We start from the raw sequence: 20,472 nt of genomic DNA, 5'->3' as shown, positions 1-20,472 counted from the left end.
GAGAGCCATTTTTCATCTTCCTACTTGGAATTGAAGAACAAATTACTGGCGCGACTAGTATCAAGAAGTTCTCCGTGAACAACTTAAAATATTACCAGTGGTCGTACTGTGGCCGTAATACGCTTATGAGTCCATAAATGGCTGCGTAAATTTAGATTTTCTTATGAAAAGCTATTCTTAAGATGGAGGATGCCAGGGAATATTCATCGAAAGAATAGGCTATTTAGAGTGATTTTGTAATATATTTCAATGAATTAGTCTGCGACTCTAGCGAATCCGTTGGAGTGTGAAGGTGGGAGGGATCTGGGTGGTTAATTGTAACGTCTGTTATCAGGTTCGTAGACCTGAGCGGTATCTAAAAAGTTTGGTTAACGGGAATAAGAAAGGCGACCCGAAGGTCGCCTGTTTTAAACAATTTGATCTTATTATAATTGCTGGAGAAGCGTGGAGAAATGGGCCTGTTTTCAGTCGTTTGACGGGCAAAAATGTTCTGCGCAAACGAAACGCATCGGGCATTTGTTTTGGCGCGCTTTTGCGAAAGGTTGCTTCCTGCTTCCTGCTTCCTGCTTCCTGCTTCTCTGCCTTTGGCAACAGGTGCAAAGATCGAACTAAACATTGCGGACGAGGGAAGGCGCACACAAAAAAAGAGGCAGCTCGAAAGTTGCCTCTTTTCGGTGTCAGATATTAGGTCGTGACTGTTATTAGCCTTGCAACAGACGCAGAAGGTTCTGCGGCATCTGGTTTGCCTGTGCGAGCATGGCAACGCCCGACTGAACCAGAATCTGCTTGGAGGTGAAGGACGTCATTTCGGCCGCGACATCCAGATCCAGCAGGGTGGAACGCGCTGATTCAGTGTTTTCCTGCGTGGAAGCAAGGTTCTGACCAGCAAAGTCCAGACGGTTCTGATAGGTACCGATATTCGCACGAGCACGCTGCAAGTCATCAATCGCGCGGGTCACAACTTCAACTGCGGCCTGTGCGTTGGCAGCGGTATCAATGGCGTTTGCGCCAAGGTCGGCAATTGAGGTTTCAGTGCCGCCAGAGCCAGAGCCAAGGGTTGCGGAATCAACTGCCGAGAATTCGATCGCCAGACGGTCATTGGCCGTATTGCCAGCGCCAACCTGGAAGTCGACAGTTTCTTGAAGGGTTTGGCCGTTATCGGCGGCAATCGTGACCACGTTACCAAGCGATGAGTCCAGACCCGAGCCATTGAAGTTCGTGCTGGTGCCAAAGTCGTTAGCACCCGCTGCGCCGGCAATGACGAAGTCGATAGATGCCGAGAAGTTGGTGTTTACGGCAAAGGTCAAACCGAGTTCATCAAAGTTGATTGATGCATTTTCACCAGCACTAATCGCGGTGGTGCCGCCGGTTGCGGCATAATCCGTGACATCAATCGATTGGGTGCGGTTGACAGCACCGTCAATGGTTGCGGTAACGGTCATAATGACCTGGCCACCTGCAATCTCGTTAATGTTGACCTGGAAGCTGTTGTCCGTGACATCCGGGGCCAGCGGCGCATCCGCGTCAGTTGCCCAATAGTTGTTGTCGGTGATGGCAATGCTGTCAAAGCCGTTCACCGGAACAAGGCCGCGACCGGTGCCGGTGGCGGCAAGGTCGGTGAAATCAAGGGCAACGTCACCACCATCGCCAAGCAGCTGAATGCCGTTGAAGTTGGTTGATGATGCAATACGGTCGATTTCATCGCGCAACTGAACAAATTCGTCGTTCAGGAATCCACGTTCGGTGTCGGACAGGTTGCCCGATGATGCCTGAACCGACAGCGTTTTCATGCGAACGAGGATATCATCGATGGTTGCCATGCCGCCATCGGCGATCTGAAGCATCGAGTTCGCCTGACCAACGTTGACAGTGGCGGTTTTCAGGGCCTGCGTGGTTGCATTCAAGCGTGCGCCGATCGCCATGGATGCGGCATCATCACGCGCGGAAACAACGCGGGTACCAGAAGAAAGCTTTGCAAGCGACCGGGTCGCCATCGTGTCCGACGCTGTCAGGTTTCGATGGGCGACGTTCGCTGCATAGTTGGAAATGATATTGAGAGCCATTTTTTCCTCCTACACGGATAAGACAGAATGGCTCAGCCATTCAAGCCTTCGGCTACATTGCCATGCGGGACATCAAAGCAATGTACGTGCCAAATTAACTAGGCAAAAATTACAGGTCGTGCTGCACAGAGTACTTTTCGTTCGGCAGAATATGCTGCCATGCGACTTGACGGCCGGTATCAACAAGAATAGGCGCGCGCAGATTGGTCGACATGGTAATGCCTTGTCCGCCCGGTGCGCTGCGAATGGTAACAACCATCAGAATGGCCATGTCGGCGGGGTCAATCGCCAGGCTTTTCTGGGCATTCGACAAGTCTTTTTCCGCGTAAACGCCGCTTTCCATATTGTAGGGCGCGACAATAAAGGACAGGTTGGCGTCGGTCAGGCTTTGATACAGTTTGAACTGATCAAGTGATGTGTTGGGGATGTTTGCCAGCCCGAAGACATGATGCTCGGGAAAGCCAAGCAAGCCGACCGGCATATAGATGCCCTTGTCCCAGCTGAATTCGATATCGCCAAAGCGTGTTTCCACAGTGACGGATTCAGGGGTTCCGTTTTCGGCGACGTTTTCGGTATCCATTCCCATACTACTCCGACGGTCGAAAGGTTCTGTCCGTTTGCACGTAATGGGCTATTAAGTGGACAAAACAGTTAAAGAAGCAATTAAATATCTAAAAACAAACCCCACAAATATCTTTGCGGTACATTATCAGATTTATACGAATGCAGAATTCAGAATAGCTTAAAGAGTGCTATCTTTCAATGTCTTGCGACATTGTAATCCATGCGAATTCGATCAATCCGACCGACAACCACAAACATATTGATGGGGTTTGTTCCCAAGAATAATCAACGCAAATAGTTAGCCAAAGATAAATCCGAGGCTCGCGAGATCGCAATAAAACTTGCCTGCAGGGCTGTTTCATATTGCGACAGTTCTGCAAGCGTCAAAGGCACATCAACGGTTTCAATGTCACTGATTGCCTGTGCAGCAAAAACTTTGAAGTCCTGATGACGGGTTTCAAAGCGTTCGACGTTTGAAATATCAAGGCCGATCTGGCCCTGAATGTTTGGCAATTCGTTGATGGCGTCGTTGATGAAGCCAAGTGCAACTGTCATTGCATCCTGGTTTTCCGTACCCGCAGCAATTCCAAGACCCTGAATAAGTTTCTGGAAGGTCGGGTTGTCGGCCAGAATGCCGTAAGACACGTTGTATTGTTCGTCCACACGAACTTCGAGAATTTGCTGGTCGCCATCATAATAGTCGGCGTCGGGGCGCGGGTTTGGAATCTTTTCCATACCAAGTTTAGTGAGGAAATCGCCCGCACCACTTTCGGTGATGGTGATGGTACCGTTACCGACATTCTCGATATTCAGTACCGGATTGCCGCTGCCACCAAAGCCACGCAAGGAAGCGATTGCTCCGTTGGTCGTGACGCTGTTGATGGCATCAAGGATATCGTCGATATCGTCCGTTGCGGCGTTGTAGTTGACGTTGGTGGTAACGCTGTTGCCATCAACGTCGGTGCTGACAATTTGCAACTGGCCGGTTGTAACCCCGAGTGCCGCCAGCGTCGTACCACCGGTAAGGGTGACATCAAGGTCACTCATATAGTTGTTCGGCGCACCGATCTTTTCAAGATCAACAGCGGGCTCCTCTGAGCGCCCGCCAGCAAACAGGAACCGGCCATCAAGGTTGGTATTGAGCAAGTTGGCAATCTGCTGCAAAGCCTGATCTGCTTCGTCCTTGATGTTCACATCATCGGCCTGTTGTGCCGAGCTCGCCTGGATCAGAAGGGTTTTCATCTGCGTTGCGATGGTCAGCATGCTGTCAACAGCCGTTTCCATGCTTTGCAGACGCAATTTGGCCTGTGTCGTATTGCGCAGATATTGCTCGGTGCGGGTATATTCGCCTTCAAGATTCAATAGGCGCTGTGTGCTATCGGCAATACCGGCATAATCGCGCGATTTATAACCGCTCGACGCCTGGTTTTGCAAATCCGTTACCTTTGCCGCATTCCGGATCGCAAGATCCGAAAGCAAGGTATGGTTTGTATAGGTTGCGACACGAGATACCATGATATCCTCACTTCATAAGTCGCAGTTTAAACTGCATTGAGCAATGCATCAAACAATTCATCAACCGTGGAGATCACACGGGCTGATGCGCTATAGGCGCGCTGGAAGATGATAAGATCAGACATCTCTTCATCAAGGTTCACGCCTGCCTCGTTCTGGATGCGGGTGCTCAGATCTGTCACCAGACCGGACTGGAATTCATAAGTGCTTTCTGCAACCTGTGTTTTGGTTGCTGCCGTCGCGACGATACCTGCTGCATAGTCCGTCAGTGACGTCCGTTCGCCGGACAGGCCATCGGTGGCTTCGAAGTCAATATCGGTACGTTCAAAGGTATGGCTGAGCGAAAGTGCTGCGCTGTTGTCACCTTCGTGAACACCGAAATTGATACCGAGACCGAGGATCGTCGTCAGGGAATCCGCGTTGGGTAAGCGGCTATCATTGAAATAGAATGCATCGCCATCGGCATCCGTGATGCTAAGTTTGTACCCGCCGATCTGACTGTCAAAAACCACTTTGGCCGTAATGTTATTGTCCGTCAGTGTGGCACTATTGTTGATGGCATCAGCGACGTCTTGCAGTGTTGTCTCGTTATCGTAATTGATCGTGACATCGGTGAAAGCACCGCTGACTGTCAAGGTTTGGCTCAGTGGTGGCGGGGTGAGTGGAACAAGGCCAGGAATTGCTGTATCGGGATTTACGACTGCATTTGATGTTTCGTAGGTATCGGCGTTAAGTTGACCGCGAACAATACGTGACGGATCGTTCTGGATGGCGGCAGAGACACTCATATTGCCAGACAGGGTTGGCTGATCTTCGGTCAGGCCGATCTTGGTTGCCAGTGTGCCTGAATCATTGATCGTCATATTCGCGCTGTATTCAAGAACAAGGCGGAACCGATTGCCGTCTTCAACAATAAAGGCAGCTTCTTCTGAATCGGCGACCGTCATGCCTGCCCCCTGAAGGGCGGTACGGATATTGTCGCGAATGTCTTCAAGTGAATCGGTTGCGGTATAGTTTACCGTCACGCCGCCGACCAGGATGCCCGAACCAGCAGAAATCGTAAAGGAACTGGCTGTCGCATTAATCGCAGTAGTCGAGCTGCTTTGCGCTGTAGACGTCATGGTGTCCGAGCGTTTTACGGTCGCAATAAAGTCATTGAGACCAAAATAATGCGACATGCCCTGTTTGCGGCCATCACTGGTTGTGATTTCGCTGTCCATTTCGTTGATGGACACGCGATTGCCGTTCTGCCCTTCGATGACAAGCTTGTTGTCAACCAGCGAGGCGGTCAGATATCCGCCCGCGTCAGAACTGTTGATTGCATCAACCAGCCCCTGAACTGTGGCAGGTGTTGTTGGTAAGGAGATATCAGCCCAGCTATCAGTTGCAATCAGCTGTCCGTCTGCATCAAGGGCCGCGACGCGAAATGCACCAGTAGCGGTCAAGGGATCGCTGCCAGCAACAATACGGTTGCCCGAAAGGTTGGTGGGCGGCGGGAAGGCCGTGCCTTTGTTGTGTTCGGCATTCAGGGCATCACGCAATTCACCGGCAAGTTCGTTGATCTGGTCGTTGATGGCCGGAATTTCAGAATCGCGCATTTCAAACAGGCCCTTGATGGTGCCCGAACGCAGCGTATCGGTAATATCCACACCGCCAAGAGAGAGGCCCGAGCCCCCGGTTCCCGGCTCAAAGCCAGCCGTCTGGGTAAAGGTCAAATTGTTTGGCGTGCGATCAAGCAGGGTGTTTGCACCTGCCGCCGAATAGATCACGATCGACCCGTCACTGCGCGAGAAGGTCGTAATATCGATGATTTTTGAAAGCTGGTTCAGCTTCTGGTCGCGCTGATCTTCAAGTTCGGTCGTTGGCTGTTCAAGGTTTTTCAGGCGGATGATGCCGGTATTCAGATCGGCAATCTGGCTAAGCAATGCGTTGGCAGTCGTGACTTCGTCCGTGATCTGATCGTCGATGTCATCACGCATATCCTGAAGCTGGCTTGAAAGCTTCTCGAAGGATTCAACAACCTGAATGGCGCTTTCGATGGCTTCGATACGGGGCGAGTTCTGATCAGGTGTGACGCCAAGCTGTTCAAAAGCATCGGCCAGGTCGTTGATGCGTTGGCTTATTGCCGCATCTGACTGGGTGGTGCCAAACAGGGTCTGGATACGATGGAAAAATTCATAACGGACCTGTTCGCGACCAGCTTTGCCAAGCTCGCCACGGACTTCGCGCAGAAGACCCTCGTTCACATTGCGGTAGATGTCAGCAATCTGTGACCCGGCACCCGTACCATCAAGCGTCAGGGTTTCCTGTCCGGCAATTTTCTTCGAATAGCCTTCGGTATTCACGTTCGAGATGTTCGAAGACGTAATCGCAATGCGTGCCTGGGCCGTGTTAAGGCCGGAAATTGCGCTATTGAGTGCCTGGGTCAGTGACATGATACGCGCCTTTACCCTTAAAGCGTTTCGTTGACGCTGAATGCGCCGCCGGATTTATTCATCGTGCGGCCATAACCGCCAAGTGTGGCTTTGCTGGTTTTGGCCGAGCGGTTATAGGTGGTGCAATCATCCTTGGCCTTGTCATTCACAGCCCGGACAATGGCCTGAACCATGCGTTCGTTGGTGGCTTTGGCGGCCTGCAGGACCAGCATGTTGCGGCGGGCGGCTTCCTGAAACTCTGCCTGAAGTTCACGGAGTTCAGCACGCTCGTCCTCGGACATGGCGCGAAGCTCTTCACCGCGGCCGCGCAGTTTGACGACGATTTGCTCATACTGCATCGACAGGGCAGATTTTTCCGACAGGAACTGCTCATATTCCGCTGCAGACAGCGACCGCAGGCCGGTGGTTTCACGTTCCAGTAGGGACATGAGGTCGTAAGTGACGCTTTTCAGTTCTGTAACCAACTCTTGAGTGGTCATTTTTTACCCCTCCTGGATCTTGAGGATTTCGCGTGTAACAGCATCTGCAATTCCGATGCCACCTGCGCGGGTCATTTCTTTGGCATATTCATCAACCAGCATGGACCGCATCATGGTTTCGCCGTGACCACCGCCAAACATTTCATTGGTTTCGATCCCGGAAAACATGTGGCTCAGCATCTGGCCAAGAAACATCGATTCAAATTCTTCGCCGGCTTTGCGGGCTTCCGCCTCGGTCTTGATGTGACCATCGGTAAGCGAATTTACCCGGGCACTAAGATTGTTCTGTTTGCCATACTGTGCGTTAGCTTGGGCCTGTGCCATCAGGGCGGTTGAGCTGTCTGTCAGCATCACATCACCTCGATTTCGGCTTGCAAGGCCCCAGACGTCTTGATGGCCTGCAGGATCGTGATCATGTCGCGCGGGCCGACGCCAAGGCTGTTAAGGCCGTTGACCAGTTCCTGAAGACTGACACCGCCATCCATGACGCCAAGCTTGTTATCCTGGCCTTCGTCGACCTGAATATTGGTGCGGTCCACGGTTTGGGTGGTGCCGGTTTGTGAGAACGGTGAAGGCTGTGAAACCTGCTGGGATTCCGTAACCCGGATGGTCAGGTTGCCTTGGGCAATGGCGACGCGGTTGATGCGGACATTCTCGCCCATGACAATGGTGCCGGTATTTTCGTCAATCACGACGCGGGCGATCTGGTCAGGTTCAACGCGCAGCTGTTCAATATCGGTCAGCAGGGCAACGACATCCTGATTGTAACGCTCGGGAATGTTCAGACGAACCGTGCCAGGATCGCTGGGGCGTGCGGCAACTTCACCCAGATAGGCATTAATTGCATCGGAGACACGGCGCGCAGTGGTGAAGTCCGGATTGCGCAGCACGACAGACATGTCCTGCATGGAATTCAGATTGAAATCGATTTCGCGTTCAACAATTCCGCCATTGGCGATACGTGCAGATGTCGGAACGCCTTTGACAACAGTCTCGGCATTGCCGCCCGCGGAAAATCCGCCAACCGCAAGGTTGCCCTGAGCAACGGCGTAAACTTCACCATCAGCACCAACCATCGGTGTGACAAGAAGCGTGCCGCCCTGAAGGCTTTCTGCAGTGCCGATGGCGCTGATGCTGACATCAATGCGCGATCCCTGACGCGAGAATGGGGGGAGGGTCGAAGTCACCATAACCGCGGCAATGTTATCGGAATCAAGATCGTCGATCTGATCACGGACGTTGATGCCAAGTCGTTCAAGCATTGCAACAAGACTTTGACGGGTAAAATCGGCATCGCCAAGATCATCGCCGGTGCCGTTCAAACCAACCACAAGGCCATAACCAACCAGCATGTTGTCACGCACGCCTTCGAAATCTGCGATATCCTTGATACGCGATTGGGCGTGTGCAGGGGCAAGCTGCGTCAGGGCGAGCATTCCCACGGCGACTGCGATTGTCGCTTTGCGTGCTATTTTGCCAAGACCTGTGATCATATTCTCAGTTCCGCTTTGACATGGGATGTAAAACATCCGGCAAATGGTGCGGTTTAAGATGCCAACCGCGTTTGTCAGCTAATTTGCGAAAATCGTGCCAAGTCAGGCATTCCGGGCATTGTCTGAGCGTCTTGCACGGAAATTACGGCCAGATGCCCCCTGGATGTGAATATGGGGATGTTTCTGACCAGCCGTTTCCTTATACCCGGCATTTTTTTCCCGTTGCGCGGTTTCCCTGATTGAGGGAGACTCTTGTTATTATAGTCAGCTGGGATATTCAGTTTTGGCAGACATTATTGTTTCATGAGGCTCTCTGATGAGGGCCTTGGGGCAGTCTGTCACTGAACGATAGTACCACAACGAAGCGGAAACGGGTCATGAAGGTTAGCGGTTCCAAGGCTGCCGGTGCAGGCGGAACATCACGCAAGAAAGCATCAGGCGCGTCCGGTGGTGGTGGATTTGCAGATACCATGCGTTCGCTTGACAGTTCTGGTGAAGCAGGTGGTTCTGTCGGTGTTCATAGTGCGGGTGGTGTCAGTGCGCTGGACGCGCTTTTGGCGTTACAGCAAAACGGCGATGCCCTGGACTCTCCAAAGAAGGCGGCAGTTCTGCGGGCGAAAAGCATGCTCGAACAGCTTGAAGCGGTTCGTGACGGTTTGCTGAGCGGGGCACTGTCGGGCCAGCGTCTCAAGCAACTGGTCGGACTTATGGATCAGCAGCGCGAAGCAATTGATGATCCTGAACTTTCTGCTGTTCTGGACGAGATTGACATGCGCGCACGGATCGAGCTCGCGAAACTTGAGGTTTCGGGCCTGGTCTAATCGTTTAATCCTCGGTGTTTTGGCGTGAAAAGCGCAGTATCCTGCGTGTTTCAATGCGATTTAAGATTTATTTGTTCAATCGGCTTGCACCACCCGCTGGCTCCCTCTATATTGCCGCGCGATCGATGAGTCCTGTATAGAGGGCATACATGACTATCACATTACCACCTGACTATCGTCCTGCTGAGGACGAAGAGTTCATGAACCCGCGTCAGCGGGAATATTTCCGGCAGAAGCTTCTGACCTGGCGGGCAGAACTTTTGCACGAATCTTCGGAAACATTGGCGAACCTGCAAGATGGCGGGCTGCAAGAACCTGACCTGACCGACCGCGCGTCGGCTGAAACGGACAGGGCACTTGAGCTTCGTACTCGTGACAGGGCGCGCAAGCTTATTTCAAAAATTGATGCTGCTTTGCGTCGAATTGAAGACGGATCTTATGGTTACTGCGAAGAAACCGACGAGCCGATCAGCTTGAAAAGACTTGAAGCTCGTCCAATCGCGACCCTGAGCATTGAAGCCCAGGAACGCCACGAACGGATGGAGCGCACACGTCGCGACGATTGATTGCGCCGGGTGTCAAAGTATCAGGTGCCGTCAAACGGCCCGTGCCATGCAATGACATGGTGAAGTGGGAGATTATTGGTTAGGGATAACCAAGTTCAAAAGCCCGGCCTTTTGGCCGGGCTTTTCCTGTTTTGATGGCAGAGATGATAAAAAAGACCGCCCGAAGGCGGTCTTTTGAACGGATAGCGTGATCTGATGAACAGGAACCCGGGATCAGATCACGCAGATATCTTTAAAATGGCAGGATGATGTCGAGAACTTCGCTGCCATAGCGCGGCTGCTGGACGTCGGAAATCGTTCCGCGACCGCCATATGAAATGCGGGCCTCGGCAATCTTGTCATATCCGACTTCATTGGCTGAACTGATATCGGCAGCACGAATGACACCGGCAATCTGGACTTCGCGGACTTCGCTGTTCACGCGAATTTCCTGACGGCCATGAATGACATAGTTTCCGTTTGGTAGAACCTGAATAACGATGGCTGCAACGCGAAGGTTGATGGCTTCGGTACGGTCCAAAGATCCTGCGCCCCGGTTCGAGGTGGCGCTGTTCATGTCAAACATTGACGATGGGTCAATGGTTTCGGGTAGAACTTTGGTGAACTCTGCTTCCAAACCAAACAGGTTGGGAACGGCCAGATCTTCGCTGTTGGTGCGTGATCTTGTGGTGGTGTTGGCAAGGGCCGCGCTGTCAGACATATCGACAACAACGGTCAGAATGTCGCCAACCTGATTGGCGCGCTGATCCTTGAAGAATGATCGTGCACCAGAACGCCATAGCGAATTCGGGTTGCTTTCGGCAATCTGCGGTGCGGGCATCGGCAAGCTGACCGGTCGATAGTTCTCGGACTGGGTCGGGTTGTCGATTGATGACAGTTTCGGCGGTTCGCCGACTTCTGAAAGACGTTTCATGGCATTGCAGCCCGAAAGCAGAGCTGTCGCACTAATCAATCCGGTCACGAGCGCGATACGACGCCATGACATATGGGTATTTTTACCGGGCATGAGTTCCTCCTGGGTTCCTGCAGTCAATTACGCAAGGATCATGCCAGTTGTGTAATGTGGTTATGGGAAAAGCTTGCCGGGTTCTGGGTGTTGTGTGCTGTGTATGACGTGGCGGGATTATTGTGACACGGCAGGAAGTGCCCGGACTTCATTTTCAGCGACGACTTCTACCTGGATGGTTTTGTTGCTGCTTTGATTGACCACTCTGATCACGTCCCCCTTGGAGCCATTTTCAAGTGCCTTGCCGCGTGCGGTAAGGGACATGTTTGCAGTAACCAGACGAATGGTGACCAAGGCCCCGCGCCGAACCAGAATAGGGCTGGTCAGATCCCGAAACAGCAACGGTTCGTCAGGGGTGCCGGCACGGACGACCTCTTTGCCGATGACGTCATTGATATCGCGAATAGCCCCGGGCGGCACACGTTCAGATCTGAAGTCCCGATATTCCACCTGGTCGGGTCGAATGACTTGACCGCGCGCGACAGGTTCGACCAGTACCGGAAGGGTGGATAGCGGGTAATATTTGCCGCTGATCCGATAGGTGCGTTGTTGGGCGGTTTGTGCGCCGGTGGTGACGCTGGCGACAAAGCGCTGTGTGCGGGAATTCAGTTCAATTGCGGTGATATCAATGGTGCTTTGTGCATCAAGCGCGAGATGGATCTGGAAATTCTCGCTTGAAAGATCGACGGTGAAGGGGCGCTGGATACCGCGATCTACCAGTGCGATTTCAACAGCATCGCGAATTTCTTCGATTGTGATGACCTGACTGGCGCGGGTCACAAGAACCTGATCGGCCGTGGTGCGTGGTCGCCAGGGAACATTGTGGCGCTGTGCTATTCCGTAAAGCCAGCGGTAATCAAGCACAACCTGTTTGCCCGGTTGCGGAGAATGGGCAATGGCAATGTCGGCCTGTTGCGGGTCAATGCCTGAAAATACATCCCCAAGCGTCACATATTGCCCTTCGACCAGCACATCGGGCTTCAGCAGGATATTTGCATCAATCTGCTGACTGTTGCGCGAACTGCTCCCCCTCGAGGACTGCGCAGATGCAGTCCCGACCGGAAGGACAAGCGACAATATCGCGAGCGAGAGGATTATTTTTTTTATCTTCATGCGCCTACTATACCACGGAACGGTATACATCGCGTAAATACTGTTTGCGCAAGTGTGCGATGCTTCAGACCGCAACTTGCGCAAACAAAACAGGTTCAAATGAATGCAAGGTTAACGCAGGTTGCTGACCGCACTCATCATTTCATCCGTGGTCGAGATCGACTTGGAATTCATCTCGTAAGCACGCTGGGCCTTGATCAGGTTGGTGATTTCCTGAACCACGTTGACGTTTGAAGATTCCAGATATCCCTGCTGAACGGTACCGTAACCAACAGCGCCAGGGGCGCCGGAGTTGGCCTGACCTGATGCCTCTGTTTCAAGGAACAGGTTGTCACCAAGAGCATCAAGGCCCGGCGGGTTGATGAAGGTTGCCAGCTGAATCTGGCCAAGGTTTGACAAGGCCACCTGACCGTCAATTTCTGCGAACACCTCGCCATTGGTGTTGATGGTAACAGAGGTCGCGTTGCTCGGAACCGTGATGCCCGGCTGAACCGCATAACCGTCTTTGGTAACCAGCGAGCCGTTCGCATCAAGTTTAAGCGTCCCGTCACGGGTATAGGCGGTTTCGCCGCTCGGCAGGTCAATCTGAAGATAACCGCGCCCCTGAATGGCGATATCAAGTTCGTTCTCGGTCAAAACAAGGGAGCCCTGTCCCATATAGCGGCCGATGGCAGCGGTTTTGACACCCAGGCCAACCTGAACACCGGTCGGAACGATCGTGCCGGTATCAGAAGATGGCGACCCTGCGCGACGCAAATCCTGATACAGCAAGTCCTGGAATTCTGCGCGCTGGCGTTTATAGCCGGTCGTGGTCATGTTGGCGATGTTATGCGATGTGACGTCCACGTTGGTGGACTGTGCTTGCATCCCCAAAGCACCGATATCAAGTGACCGCATTTGTCTTCTCCTACGATTGCGCAAGTGCGCTAGATTTCTGTTTTAAGGGGTTCGGCGACCGGATCAGGCGCGAACATCCCCGAGTTTGCTGATCATGTTGCGCATCCGTTCGTTTTCACTTTCAAGCGAACGGGTTACGGATTGATAGGTTCGTAAAACATCGATCATTTGCGTCATGGCGCTGATCGGGTTGACGTTTGATTTTTCAAGCGCGCCTTGCACAATGCCGGCATTATCAACTTGTTGAATGTTGATTTCCTGATCGTCGCCAGCTTGAAGGCTCGGTGCGCGATAAAGCGTGTTGCCCGTCACGACCATGCGCTGGACATTGTCGACCGAGACAACCTGCAATTTGCCAATCTGTCCGATATCGGTCGAAACAGTACCATCACCCTTGATTTCAATCTGGCCGTCAGCCTGATTGAAAAACAGTGGCTGACCTGCATCACTCAGAACCGGGTAGCCATCATTGGTGATCAGCTGTCCGCCGGGATCGAGTGTGAAATTGCCATTGCGGGTATATTGCGTGCCAGACGGGGTTTCGACGGCAAAGAACATATCGGGCTGGCTCAGTGCGACATCGAGCGGGCGGTTGGTATGTTCAATATTGCCGACCGTTGTATTTCGGTATTGGGAAATATCCTGAACCAGCGAAATCTCGCGTTCGCCGCGGAAGGGCGCGTCCTTGTTCTTCGCAATCCAGTCGGTGAACATCATTCGCTCTTCTTTGTACCCGGTCGTGTTCATGTTCGCCAGGTTTTGCGAAATGTTGTTCATCATGCTGCGAAGCGTCTTCTGACGAGACAGCGCAATATATGAAATATTTTCCATGGTCAGTTTCCCGTTTGGGGGCAGAGATTTGCCAACACAAATGCGAAAGCTGTGCCAGAATGATCAAGTATCTGAAATTTATGAAACATTTTGGTGTTCGGCATTTGTTGCCGGGGTGGGTTTTTGGGGTTTTGGCAGAAACTGCCGCGAACATTGGCTGTTCAGTGGGACAAAGTTTTCCGGTCTCGGTAGGCGGCTCTCAGGTGGTGCCTTCGGGATCGTACTTTGGTTTGCAGATGCGGCGGGGCTGGCGGGTAACGTCAAGCGCGGTTTTGTGCTATAATCTCTCATGCTTTGACAGCACATGTATGGCACTTCATGTCACTGGGTAAATTCTGCCAGACACCGAGTGCTAAACCTTTGTCGGATTAAGCTAAGTGATCGGAAACGAAACGGATTTTTAACGTGATAGCGTTAAGGCTGTTATTCCGGCACAGTGTTTGCTGGATATAACAGCATAACTTCAAGCGCGGGAATTGGCGTAGCTATGGGCGACGACGTCGACGAAATCGAAATGGACGAAGGTGGCGGTGGCCGCAGCAAGAAAATGCTGGTGGTGGTCATTCTGCTTGTGTTGCTTCTTCTTGGCGGGGCCGCTGCGGCCTATTTTACCGGCTTGTTGCAGCCGGTGATTGATATGTTGACTGGCGGTGACGGCCAGCAGACCGAGGAAGTGATTTCGGAAAACGCGATCGAAGAAGCGCCTGGCGTGCCTGAAAATGTCGGTTTTGTCGATTTGCCGGAAATTCTGGTTAATCTGAACACCGGCGAGGGCAAGCAAAGCTATCTCAAAATCCGTGTCAGCCTTGAAGTCAATGATCAGGCAATGCTGCCGCAGGTCGAACAGATGATGCCGCGCATTGTTGACAATTTTCAGGTTTACCTTCGGGAACTGCGCCCCGAAGATTTGTCAGGCTCCGAGGGCATGTTCCGGTTGCGCGAAGAATTGCTGATCCGTGTCAGTGCCGCGGCCAAGCCGGCAAAAATTAACGACGTTCTATTTAAGGAAATGCTGGTACAATAAGCTTGTAGCAGCCCGAATGCCAAAATCAGGAAGCAATCGCTGATGGCTGATGAAGACGATGATGATGCACTCGCCGCTGAATGGGAAGCCATGGCGGGTGGAGAAGAGGGTGGAGACGACGGCGGCGAGGATATGGCCGCCGAATGGGAATCCATGCTCGGCGACGAAGATGGTGATGACGGCGACGACATGGCTGCCCAAATGGGCGGTGGCTCTGCGCGCGTCCTGAACCAGGACGAAATCGACAGTCTTCTGGGCTTTGATGACGGTTCGGGTGCAGGTGACCAGTCGGGCATCCAGGCAATCATCAACTCGTCGATGGTTGCCTATGAACGTCTTCCGATGCTGGAAGTCGTGTTCGACCGCCTCGTGCGTATGATGTCGACATCGCTTCGTAACTTCACATCCGATAACGTTGAAGTCTCGCTTGATAATATCCTGTCATTGCGTTTCGGTGATTACCTGAACTCGATCCCATTGCCGGCCATGCTGGGCGTTTTCAAGGCCGAGGAATGGGATAACTATGGTCTTCTGACCGTTGACTCGGCCCTGATTTATTCCATCGTGGACGTGTTGCTGGGCGGGCGTCGCGGTACGGCCGCAATGCGTATTGAAGGTCGTCCCTATACGACGATTGAACGCAACCTTGTCGAGCGCATGATCCATGTGGTTCTTGGTGACCTCTCGGCTGCGTTTGACCCGCTAAGCCCGGTGACTTTCCGGTTCGAGCGCCTTGAAACCAACCCGCGCTTTGCGACCATTGCCCGTCATGCCAACGCAGCCATTGTGGCCAAGCTGCGCATCGATATGGAAGACCGTGGTGGCCGTCTTGAACTGCTGATCCCGTATGCAACGCTTGAACCGGTGCGTGAACTTCTGCTTCAGATGTTCATGGGCGAGAAGTTCGGCCGAGATTCAATTTGGGAAAACCACCTCGCAAACGAACTGTGGCAGACCCATGTTAACCTGTTAGCAGTGCTTGACGAACAGGTGATGGCGCTTGGTGATGTTCTGAACCTTGAAGTCGGTAATCGTCTGGTGCTCAATACCAGTCCGACATCACCGGTCGAAGTGCGATGTGGTGATGTGCCGCTGTTCAAAGGTTTGATGGGGCGTAAAGGTGATCGAATTGCCATTCAGGTGCGTGACCGCGCGCGCATAAACGAGGAAGAAAAGTAATGGACTTCGCGTTCTACCTGGATCTTGTGATGATCGTCTTGCTGGTGGTTACGATCGTTTATGCGATCATCCTGAACCGCAAGCTTGCGGCCTTCCGGCGCAGTCGCGAAGACATGCAGAATTTTTTGACTGCATTCAATGCTGCGAATGAACGTGCCGAAACCTCGATCACGGCCTTGCGCGACATGGCCGAACAATCTGGCGAACAATTGCGCGAGAATATCGAAAAGGCCGGTGCGCTGAACGAAGATCTCAGCTTCATGGTTGATCGCGGCGAAAGCATTGCCAATCGATTGGAAAAGGCGGCAAGCGACGTCAATGCTGTACGCCGTTCGGGTGGTTCCGGTGCCGGACAGACTGGTGATGTGGTTGTTGATCGCGCACCGTCACGGGCATCGTCGAACAAAGCCGACGCCGCAGGATTGGGGCGTATGATGGGCGGTGGCAAAGCACGCCCTGATGTGATTGATGATCGTGACCGGGTTGGTGTTGAAACCCGGGCGGAAGAACTTGCCGCGCGTATGGTTGGTGAATTTGAACGCAGCGCCAGCGCGCTGGGTGACCGTGATCGCGACCGTGAACGCGATGATGTCTCGCTGGGCGGTGGTTATGGGGATGATGGCAATTCGGACCTGTATGATCAGGACGAAGATGCCGGTCGTTCGGAAGCAGAGCGCGAATTGCTCGCCGCATTGCGGTCCGTTCGTTAGGAATTCAATTCAGGGCGGCACATCGGTGCAGCCTTGAGATCATGACATTTCTTTATATCTAAAGAGTGATCTGTCATTCTGATGAAATAAAGATAATTCGAGTGGAAGGAGCATGGGCACTAAGTGCCGCATTGCTTGGGTGAATGAATGTCTGGTGTGCGTATCTTGCCATTGCTTGTCCTTGTTGGACTGATGGTGTTGTCAATGCGGGTCGTGAACCTGTTTTCCAGTGATCCGGAGGTCGCCATGACACCCGGTTCTCGAGAAACAGGTGTAAGCATGGTCCAGACAGCACAGGCACAGGCACCGCAAACCCCGGCTGCTCAGGACCCTGCGGCTGCGCCTGCTGGTCCGGGGCTTGATGATCCGTCCGCAATGACGATGGAAGGCACCCCGCTTGAAGGTGAAGGCGGGGCAAATGACATTGCCCCGACCCTCGGCGGTGATCCGACCCTGTTTACCCAGGAAGAAATTGACCTGCTGCAGAACCTGTCTGTTCGCCGGGGCGAACTTGATCGCAAGGAACAGCGTCTTGATGAACGTGAAAGCCTGATCGCGGCAGCCGAAGCACGTATTGATGCCAAAATCGAGGAAATGAAATCCTTGAAAACCGCCATCGAAGGACTGGTGGAAACCAAGGAAACCCAAGAAGATGACCGGATCAAAAAACTGATCAGCGTCTATGAAAAAATGAAACCCAAAGACGCGGCACGGATCTGGAATGATCTGGATATGGATATTCTCTTGCAGGTCGCGCTGGGGATGCGCGAAGCCAATACTGCCGCTGTTTTGTCGCAGATGACGCCCGATCGTGCGCGCGCGCTGACAGCTGAGCTGGCTTACAAGCAGGATATCAATATGCTGCCGCTGCAATAACGGGGGCAATCAACAGGCTGGTTGGGGTTTTCATCCTTTTCAAATGAAAAAACAGCCAGTTTTTCGAGAATAGTCAATGTGATGAGATGATTTGATCTCTGGTTAAAAACCTTGATTAACCAATATTAAATATGTACATCACGATTATTAGGGGCCTTGTCACTATTCGTTGGTATGAGTGACAAGGGTGAGAGATCAGATAGCTGATGGAGTTGTGAATGGCCGTCGATCCGAATATGCCGATCCTGATTGTGGATGATTACAAAACCATGTTGCGTATCATCCGTAACCTTCTGCGGCAGCTCAACTTTACGAATATCGAAGAAGCGACCGATGGTAGCATGGCGCTTCGCAAGCTGCGTGAAGCTCCGTTCAGTCTTGTGATTTCCGACTGGAACATGGAGCCGATGACCGGTCTTCAGCTTCTGAAAGAAGTCCGTGCAGATGCCAAACTGAAGGATCTCCCCTTCATCATGATTACCGCCGAAGCCAAGACCGAAAACGTGGTCATGGCGAAAAAGGCCGGTGTCTCCAATTACATCGTGAAGCCGTTCAACGCTGAGACGTTGAAAGGCAAAATGAAAACGGTTATTGGCGATTTCTGATCAGGAGCGCGGGGCGTGTGTCCCGCGATACCGCTATGTCCAAAGCGTCGAAGGACGAACTCCGGAAGTTGCTTAACGATCTTCGCGCGCGTCTCGAAGGCGATGACCTGAAGATCGAGCAGTTGTCTGGCCTTATGGATCAGCTGTCCCGTTTCGTCGGGGATCAGCCGTCCGAGGATCAACAGCGACTGTTTGGCGAACTTGATGAACTGTCGGGCATCATCCGCAAGATGAAGTCCGAAATTGCATCTCTGCGTCCGGATGACATCAAGGCGGAATACATCCCCAATGCCACCGATGAACTCGATGCCATTGTTGATGCGACCGCGGGGGCAACCCACGAAATCCTTGATGCTATGGATACACTCGAAGAGTTTGCAACGACATTGCCGCCCGAACAGGCGAAAATTGTTACCGATGCGACCATGCGGGTATATGAAGCCTGTAACTTCCAGGACATTACCGGGCAGCGGACAACCAAGGTCATCAAAGCGCTGAAATCCATTGAGGAACGCGTCGAGGGACTGGTAACCGCCTTTGGCGAAGAGATCGCCAAATACGCCGCGGCCAATCCGAAAAAGAAAAAAGAACTTGAAGGTGAGGAAGCGTTGCTTAACGGACCTCAGCTTGAAGGCAAGGGCGTTTCGCAGGCTGACATCGACGCGATGTTTAACTAAATGGCGTTGACATGGCGGAGATAGAAGACGACGGACCAACACCACCAACACCCCCTGCGAACGGGGCGGTGGCGCTGTTTCTGGCTCTCTATCTTCTGCTGCTTGCCTTCTTTATTCTGCTCAATACCATTTCGACCTTTGAAGAGGTCAAAACGCGCGAAGTACAGGAAAGTCTTTCTTCTGCCTTTGCCGCGATCCTTCCGCCGACGACCAGCTTGCAGACCGTGACTTCTATCGAGGGTCCGGTGGTTGCGGCCGAAGATGTTCAGGAAAAACTTGGTCAGTTGTTTGATACAGCCATCAAGGTGGTTCGGGTCGAAGTCATTCAGCCCGGCAAACTGATGGAAATCATCATGCATGTTGATCAGCTGTTTGACCCCAATTCCATCCTGATCCGTGAACGCCAAGCCAGCTTTATGAAGCAGCTGGCCGAGGTGCTGGCCGATGACGAAGGTTATGCGTCCTATCAGATGGAAATGGTGATGGGCAGCCAGATTGAATCCAAGGGCGTGATTGAAATCGACAACAATCTGCAAATTGCACGTGCCGGTTCGTTCGCACGCGAATTGATTGATGTCGGTGCGCCGCCAAGTCACCTGTATGTCGGTATTGATCCGGGGGCGGATCCGTTTATCGCGACATTCCGCTTCTTCTGGGATTTCGGACCAAAAGAACCACCAACCCCGATCGAGCGTACAAAAGCAAACGATACCGGGGAGACCAGTCTTCCGGCCGACGGGGCTGGTGCTTCTGGTCTGTCGGGTGGTTCTGCTCCTGTGGCGCCGTCGAAAATGATGATCCCGCCCAAAATGGCCATTCCGTTGCCCGGTGGTAATCAGCCTGCTGTCAATCAGCCTATTCCCCTTGGCCCACAAGCCGGAGGAGGTAGCTGATGAGTGACGAAGTCAAAAAAGACACAGGCCCAAGTGGCCCGCCGGTCTGGATGCTCAGTCTTGCGGATTTGATTTCGCTGTTGCTGACATTCTTTGTGATGCTGTTTGCGATGTCCAAGGTCAAAATTGACCGTTGGGATGAAGTGGTTGACGCCCTGTCCCAAAGCATCAAACCGTCCCCAAAGGAAGAAAGCGACGAACCCAAAGCAAGCCTGAACATTCCGCGGGTCTATCGTAAGCCGGCCATGAACCTGGATTATCTCAGTGCGGTTATCGACGATGCGATTGACGACAACCCGGTTCTGGGCGATGCGCGCATGTCGCGGGATGCTGACAAACTGGTGATCTCGTTGCCGGGGGATATTCTGTTTGTTTCGGGCAGTTCGGATATGACGCCCAAGGCCAAGCAGGCGCTTTTTGTCCTGGGTGGTGTTTTGCGGAACATCGGTAACCGCATTGGTGTTCAGGGTCATACGGACCCGCGTCCCCTGAGTGGGCGGGGCCAGTATGCATCGAACTGGGAACTGTCGTTGGCCCGCGCAGGTGCTGTTGCAAACGAATTAAAACGATCTGGCTACACAGATTACATAAATATTTACGGATTTGCGGCATCAAGGTACGACCAGCTTCCTGCGTTGCTTGATGAAAACGCGCGTTTCGAAATGGCGCGCCGCGTTGATATTGTCATCGAGCCGCATAGTGGAAGCGGGATCGGAGGCACGTAA

General features: G+C 52.7%; 22 protein-coding genes. 11 read left to right on the top strand and 11 right to left on the bottom strand.

The window, feature by feature from the left end:
- Positions 1-701 precede the first annotated feature (701 nt).
- The 7 genes from TH19_RS08300 to TH19_RS08270 form a co-directional block, all read right to left on the bottom strand.
- Positions 702-2,063 carry a flagellin N-terminal helical domain-containing protein gene (locus tag TH19_RS08300; RefSeq protein WP_114101848.1) on the bottom strand — a complete coding sequence of 454 codons (1,362 nt, stop codon included), beginning with the start codon at positions 2,061-2,063 and terminating at the stop codon, positions 702-704.
- Between the two features lie 109 nt (positions 2,064-2,172).
- A complete protein-coding gene (fliW, locus tag TH19_RS08295; protein ID WP_181846360.1) occupies positions 2,173-2,643 on the bottom strand; it encodes a flagellar assembly protein FliW in 471 nt (156 codons plus the stop codon).
- Positions 2,644-2,912: 269 nt separating this feature from the next.
- Complete coding sequence (locus TH19_RS08290) at positions 2,913-4,142, bottom strand: flagellin N-terminal helical domain-containing protein (RefSeq protein ID WP_114101846.1); 1,230 nt, start codon at positions 4,140-4,142, stop codon at positions 2,913-2,915.
- 26 nt (positions 4,143-4,168) lie between these two features.
- Positions 4,169-6,577, bottom strand: a complete 2,409-nt coding sequence (gene flgK, locus TH19_RS08285) for a flagellar hook-associated protein FlgK (protein WP_114101845.1) — start codon at positions 6,575-6,577, stop codon at positions 4,169-4,171.
- A 17-nt stretch (positions 6,578-6,594) separates the two neighbouring features.
- The gene (locus tag TH19_RS08280; RefSeq protein ID WP_147250740.1) at positions 6,595-7,056 is read right to left on the bottom strand and encodes a hypothetical protein; all 462 of its coding nucleotides are present in this window, start codon (positions 7,054-7,056) and stop codon (positions 6,595-6,597) included.
- A 3-nt stretch (positions 7,057-7,059) separates the two neighbouring features.
- Positions 7,060-7,407: a rod-binding protein gene (locus TH19_RS08275; RefSeq protein WP_114101843.1), complete on the bottom strand. Its 348-nt coding sequence runs from the start codon at positions 7,405-7,407 to the stop codon at positions 7,060-7,062.
- The gene (locus TH19_RS08270) at positions 7,407-8,549 is read right to left on the bottom strand and encodes a flagellar basal body P-ring protein FlgI (RefSeq protein ID WP_114101842.1); all 1,143 of its coding nucleotides are present in this window, start codon (positions 8,547-8,549) and stop codon (positions 7,407-7,409) included. The genes TH19_RS08275 and TH19_RS08270 overlap by 1 nt, the downstream gene beginning before the upstream one ends.
- A 377-nt stretch (positions 8,550-8,926) precedes the next feature.
- Between TH19_RS08270 and TH19_RS08265 the strand changes: the two genes are divergently transcribed.
- Positions 8,927-9,370, top strand: a complete 444-nt coding sequence (locus TH19_RS08265) for a flagellar assembly protein FliX (protein ID WP_114101841.1) — start codon at positions 8,927-8,929, stop codon at positions 9,368-9,370.
- Between the two features lie 149 nt (positions 9,371-9,519).
- The gene (gene dksA, locus TH19_RS08260; RefSeq protein ID WP_008890403.1) at positions 9,520-9,936 is read left to right on the top strand and encodes an RNA polymerase-binding protein DksA; all 417 of its coding nucleotides are present in this window, start codon (positions 9,520-9,522) and stop codon (positions 9,934-9,936) included.
- A gap of 232 nt (positions 9,937-10,168) precedes the next feature.
- Here dksA and flgH read toward each other — a convergent pair whose 3' ends face one another.
- The 4 genes from flgH to TH19_RS08240 form a co-directional block, all read right to left on the bottom strand.
- Positions 10,169-10,942 (bottom strand): flagellar basal body L-ring protein FlgH, encoded by a 774-nt coding sequence (flgH, locus tag TH19_RS08255; RefSeq protein WP_114101840.1) that lies wholly within the window; start codon positions 10,940-10,942, stop codon positions 10,169-10,171.
- A 117-nt stretch (positions 10,943-11,059) separates the two neighbouring features.
- Positions 11,060-12,055: a flagellar basal body P-ring formation chaperone FlgA gene (gene flgA, locus TH19_RS08250; RefSeq protein ID WP_114101839.1), complete on the bottom strand. Its 996-nt coding sequence runs from the start codon at positions 12,053-12,055 to the stop codon at positions 11,060-11,062.
- Between the two features lie 111 nt (positions 12,056-12,166).
- Positions 12,167-12,952 carry a flagellar basal-body rod protein FlgG gene (gene flgG, locus TH19_RS08245; RefSeq protein WP_114101838.1) on the bottom strand — a complete coding sequence of 262 codons (786 nt, stop codon included), beginning with the start codon at positions 12,950-12,952 and terminating at the stop codon, positions 12,167-12,169.
- 63 nt (positions 12,953-13,015) lie between these two features.
- Complete coding sequence (locus TH19_RS08240; protein ID WP_114101837.1) at positions 13,016-13,783, bottom strand: flagellar hook-basal body complex protein; 768 nt, start codon at positions 13,781-13,783, stop codon at positions 13,016-13,018.
- On the opposite strand from TH19_RS08240, the gene TH19_RS08235 reads away from it, so the two are divergent.
- The 9 genes from TH19_RS08235 to TH19_RS08195 all read left to right on the top strand — a co-directional run bounded on the left by TH19_RS08235 (position 13,782) and on the right by TH19_RS08195 (position 20,472).
- Positions 13,782-14,066 carry a hypothetical protein gene (locus tag TH19_RS08235; RefSeq protein ID WP_147250739.1) on the top strand — a complete coding sequence of 95 codons (285 nt, stop codon included), beginning with the start codon at positions 13,782-13,784 and terminating at the stop codon, positions 14,064-14,066. The genes TH19_RS08240 and TH19_RS08235 overlap by 2 nt on opposite strands.
- A 204-nt stretch (positions 14,067-14,270) precedes the next feature.
- Positions 14,271-14,807 (top strand): flagellar basal body-associated FliL family protein, encoded by a 537-nt coding sequence (locus TH19_RS08230; protein WP_114101835.1) that lies wholly within the window; start codon positions 14,271-14,273, stop codon positions 14,805-14,807.
- Between the two features lie 42 nt (positions 14,808-14,849).
- A complete protein-coding gene (fliM, locus tag TH19_RS08225; RefSeq protein WP_114101834.1) occupies positions 14,850-15,986 on the top strand; it encodes a flagellar motor switch protein FliM in 1,137 nt (378 codons plus the stop codon).
- Positions 15,986-16,696, top strand: a complete 711-nt coding sequence (locus tag TH19_RS08220; protein ID WP_114101833.1) for a DUF6468 domain-containing protein — start codon at positions 15,986-15,988, stop codon at positions 16,694-16,696. The genes fliM and TH19_RS08220 overlap by 1 nt, the downstream gene beginning before the upstream one ends.
- Positions 16,697-16,843: 147 nt before the next feature.
- Positions 16,844-17,572 carry a MotE family protein gene (locus TH19_RS08215; RefSeq protein ID WP_114101832.1) on the top strand — a complete coding sequence of 243 codons (729 nt, stop codon included), beginning with the start codon at positions 16,844-16,846 and terminating at the stop codon, positions 17,570-17,572.
- A gap of 218 nt (positions 17,573-17,790) precedes the next feature.
- On the top strand, positions 17,791-18,177 hold the full coding sequence (locus TH19_RS08210; protein WP_114098493.1) for a response regulator: 387 nt from the start codon (positions 17,791-17,793) through the stop codon (positions 18,175-18,177).
- A gap of 35 nt (positions 18,178-18,212) precedes the next feature.
- A complete protein-coding gene (locus TH19_RS08205) occupies positions 18,213-18,854 on the top strand; it encodes a protein phosphatase CheZ (protein WP_114101831.1) in 642 nt (213 codons plus the stop codon).
- Between the two features lie 11 nt (positions 18,855-18,865).
- Positions 18,866-19,747 carry a flagellar motor protein MotB gene (locus tag TH19_RS08200; RefSeq protein ID WP_114101830.1) on the top strand — a complete coding sequence of 294 codons (882 nt, stop codon included), beginning with the start codon at positions 18,866-18,868 and terminating at the stop codon, positions 19,745-19,747.
- Entirely contained in the window at positions 19,747-20,472 is a 726-nt protein-coding gene (locus TH19_RS08195; protein ID WP_114101829.1) for an OmpA/MotB family protein, read from the top strand. The genes TH19_RS08200 and TH19_RS08195 overlap by 1 nt, the downstream gene beginning before the upstream one ends.

The organism is Thalassospira profundimaris (assembly GCF_003326675.1).
Taxonomy (GTDB): domain Bacteria; phylum Pseudomonadota; class Alphaproteobacteria; order Rhodospirillales; family Thalassospiraceae; genus Thalassospira; species Thalassospira aquimaris.
Note: the sequence above shows the minus strand (reverse complement) of the source record. Positions and strands in the feature narration are given on the sequence as shown.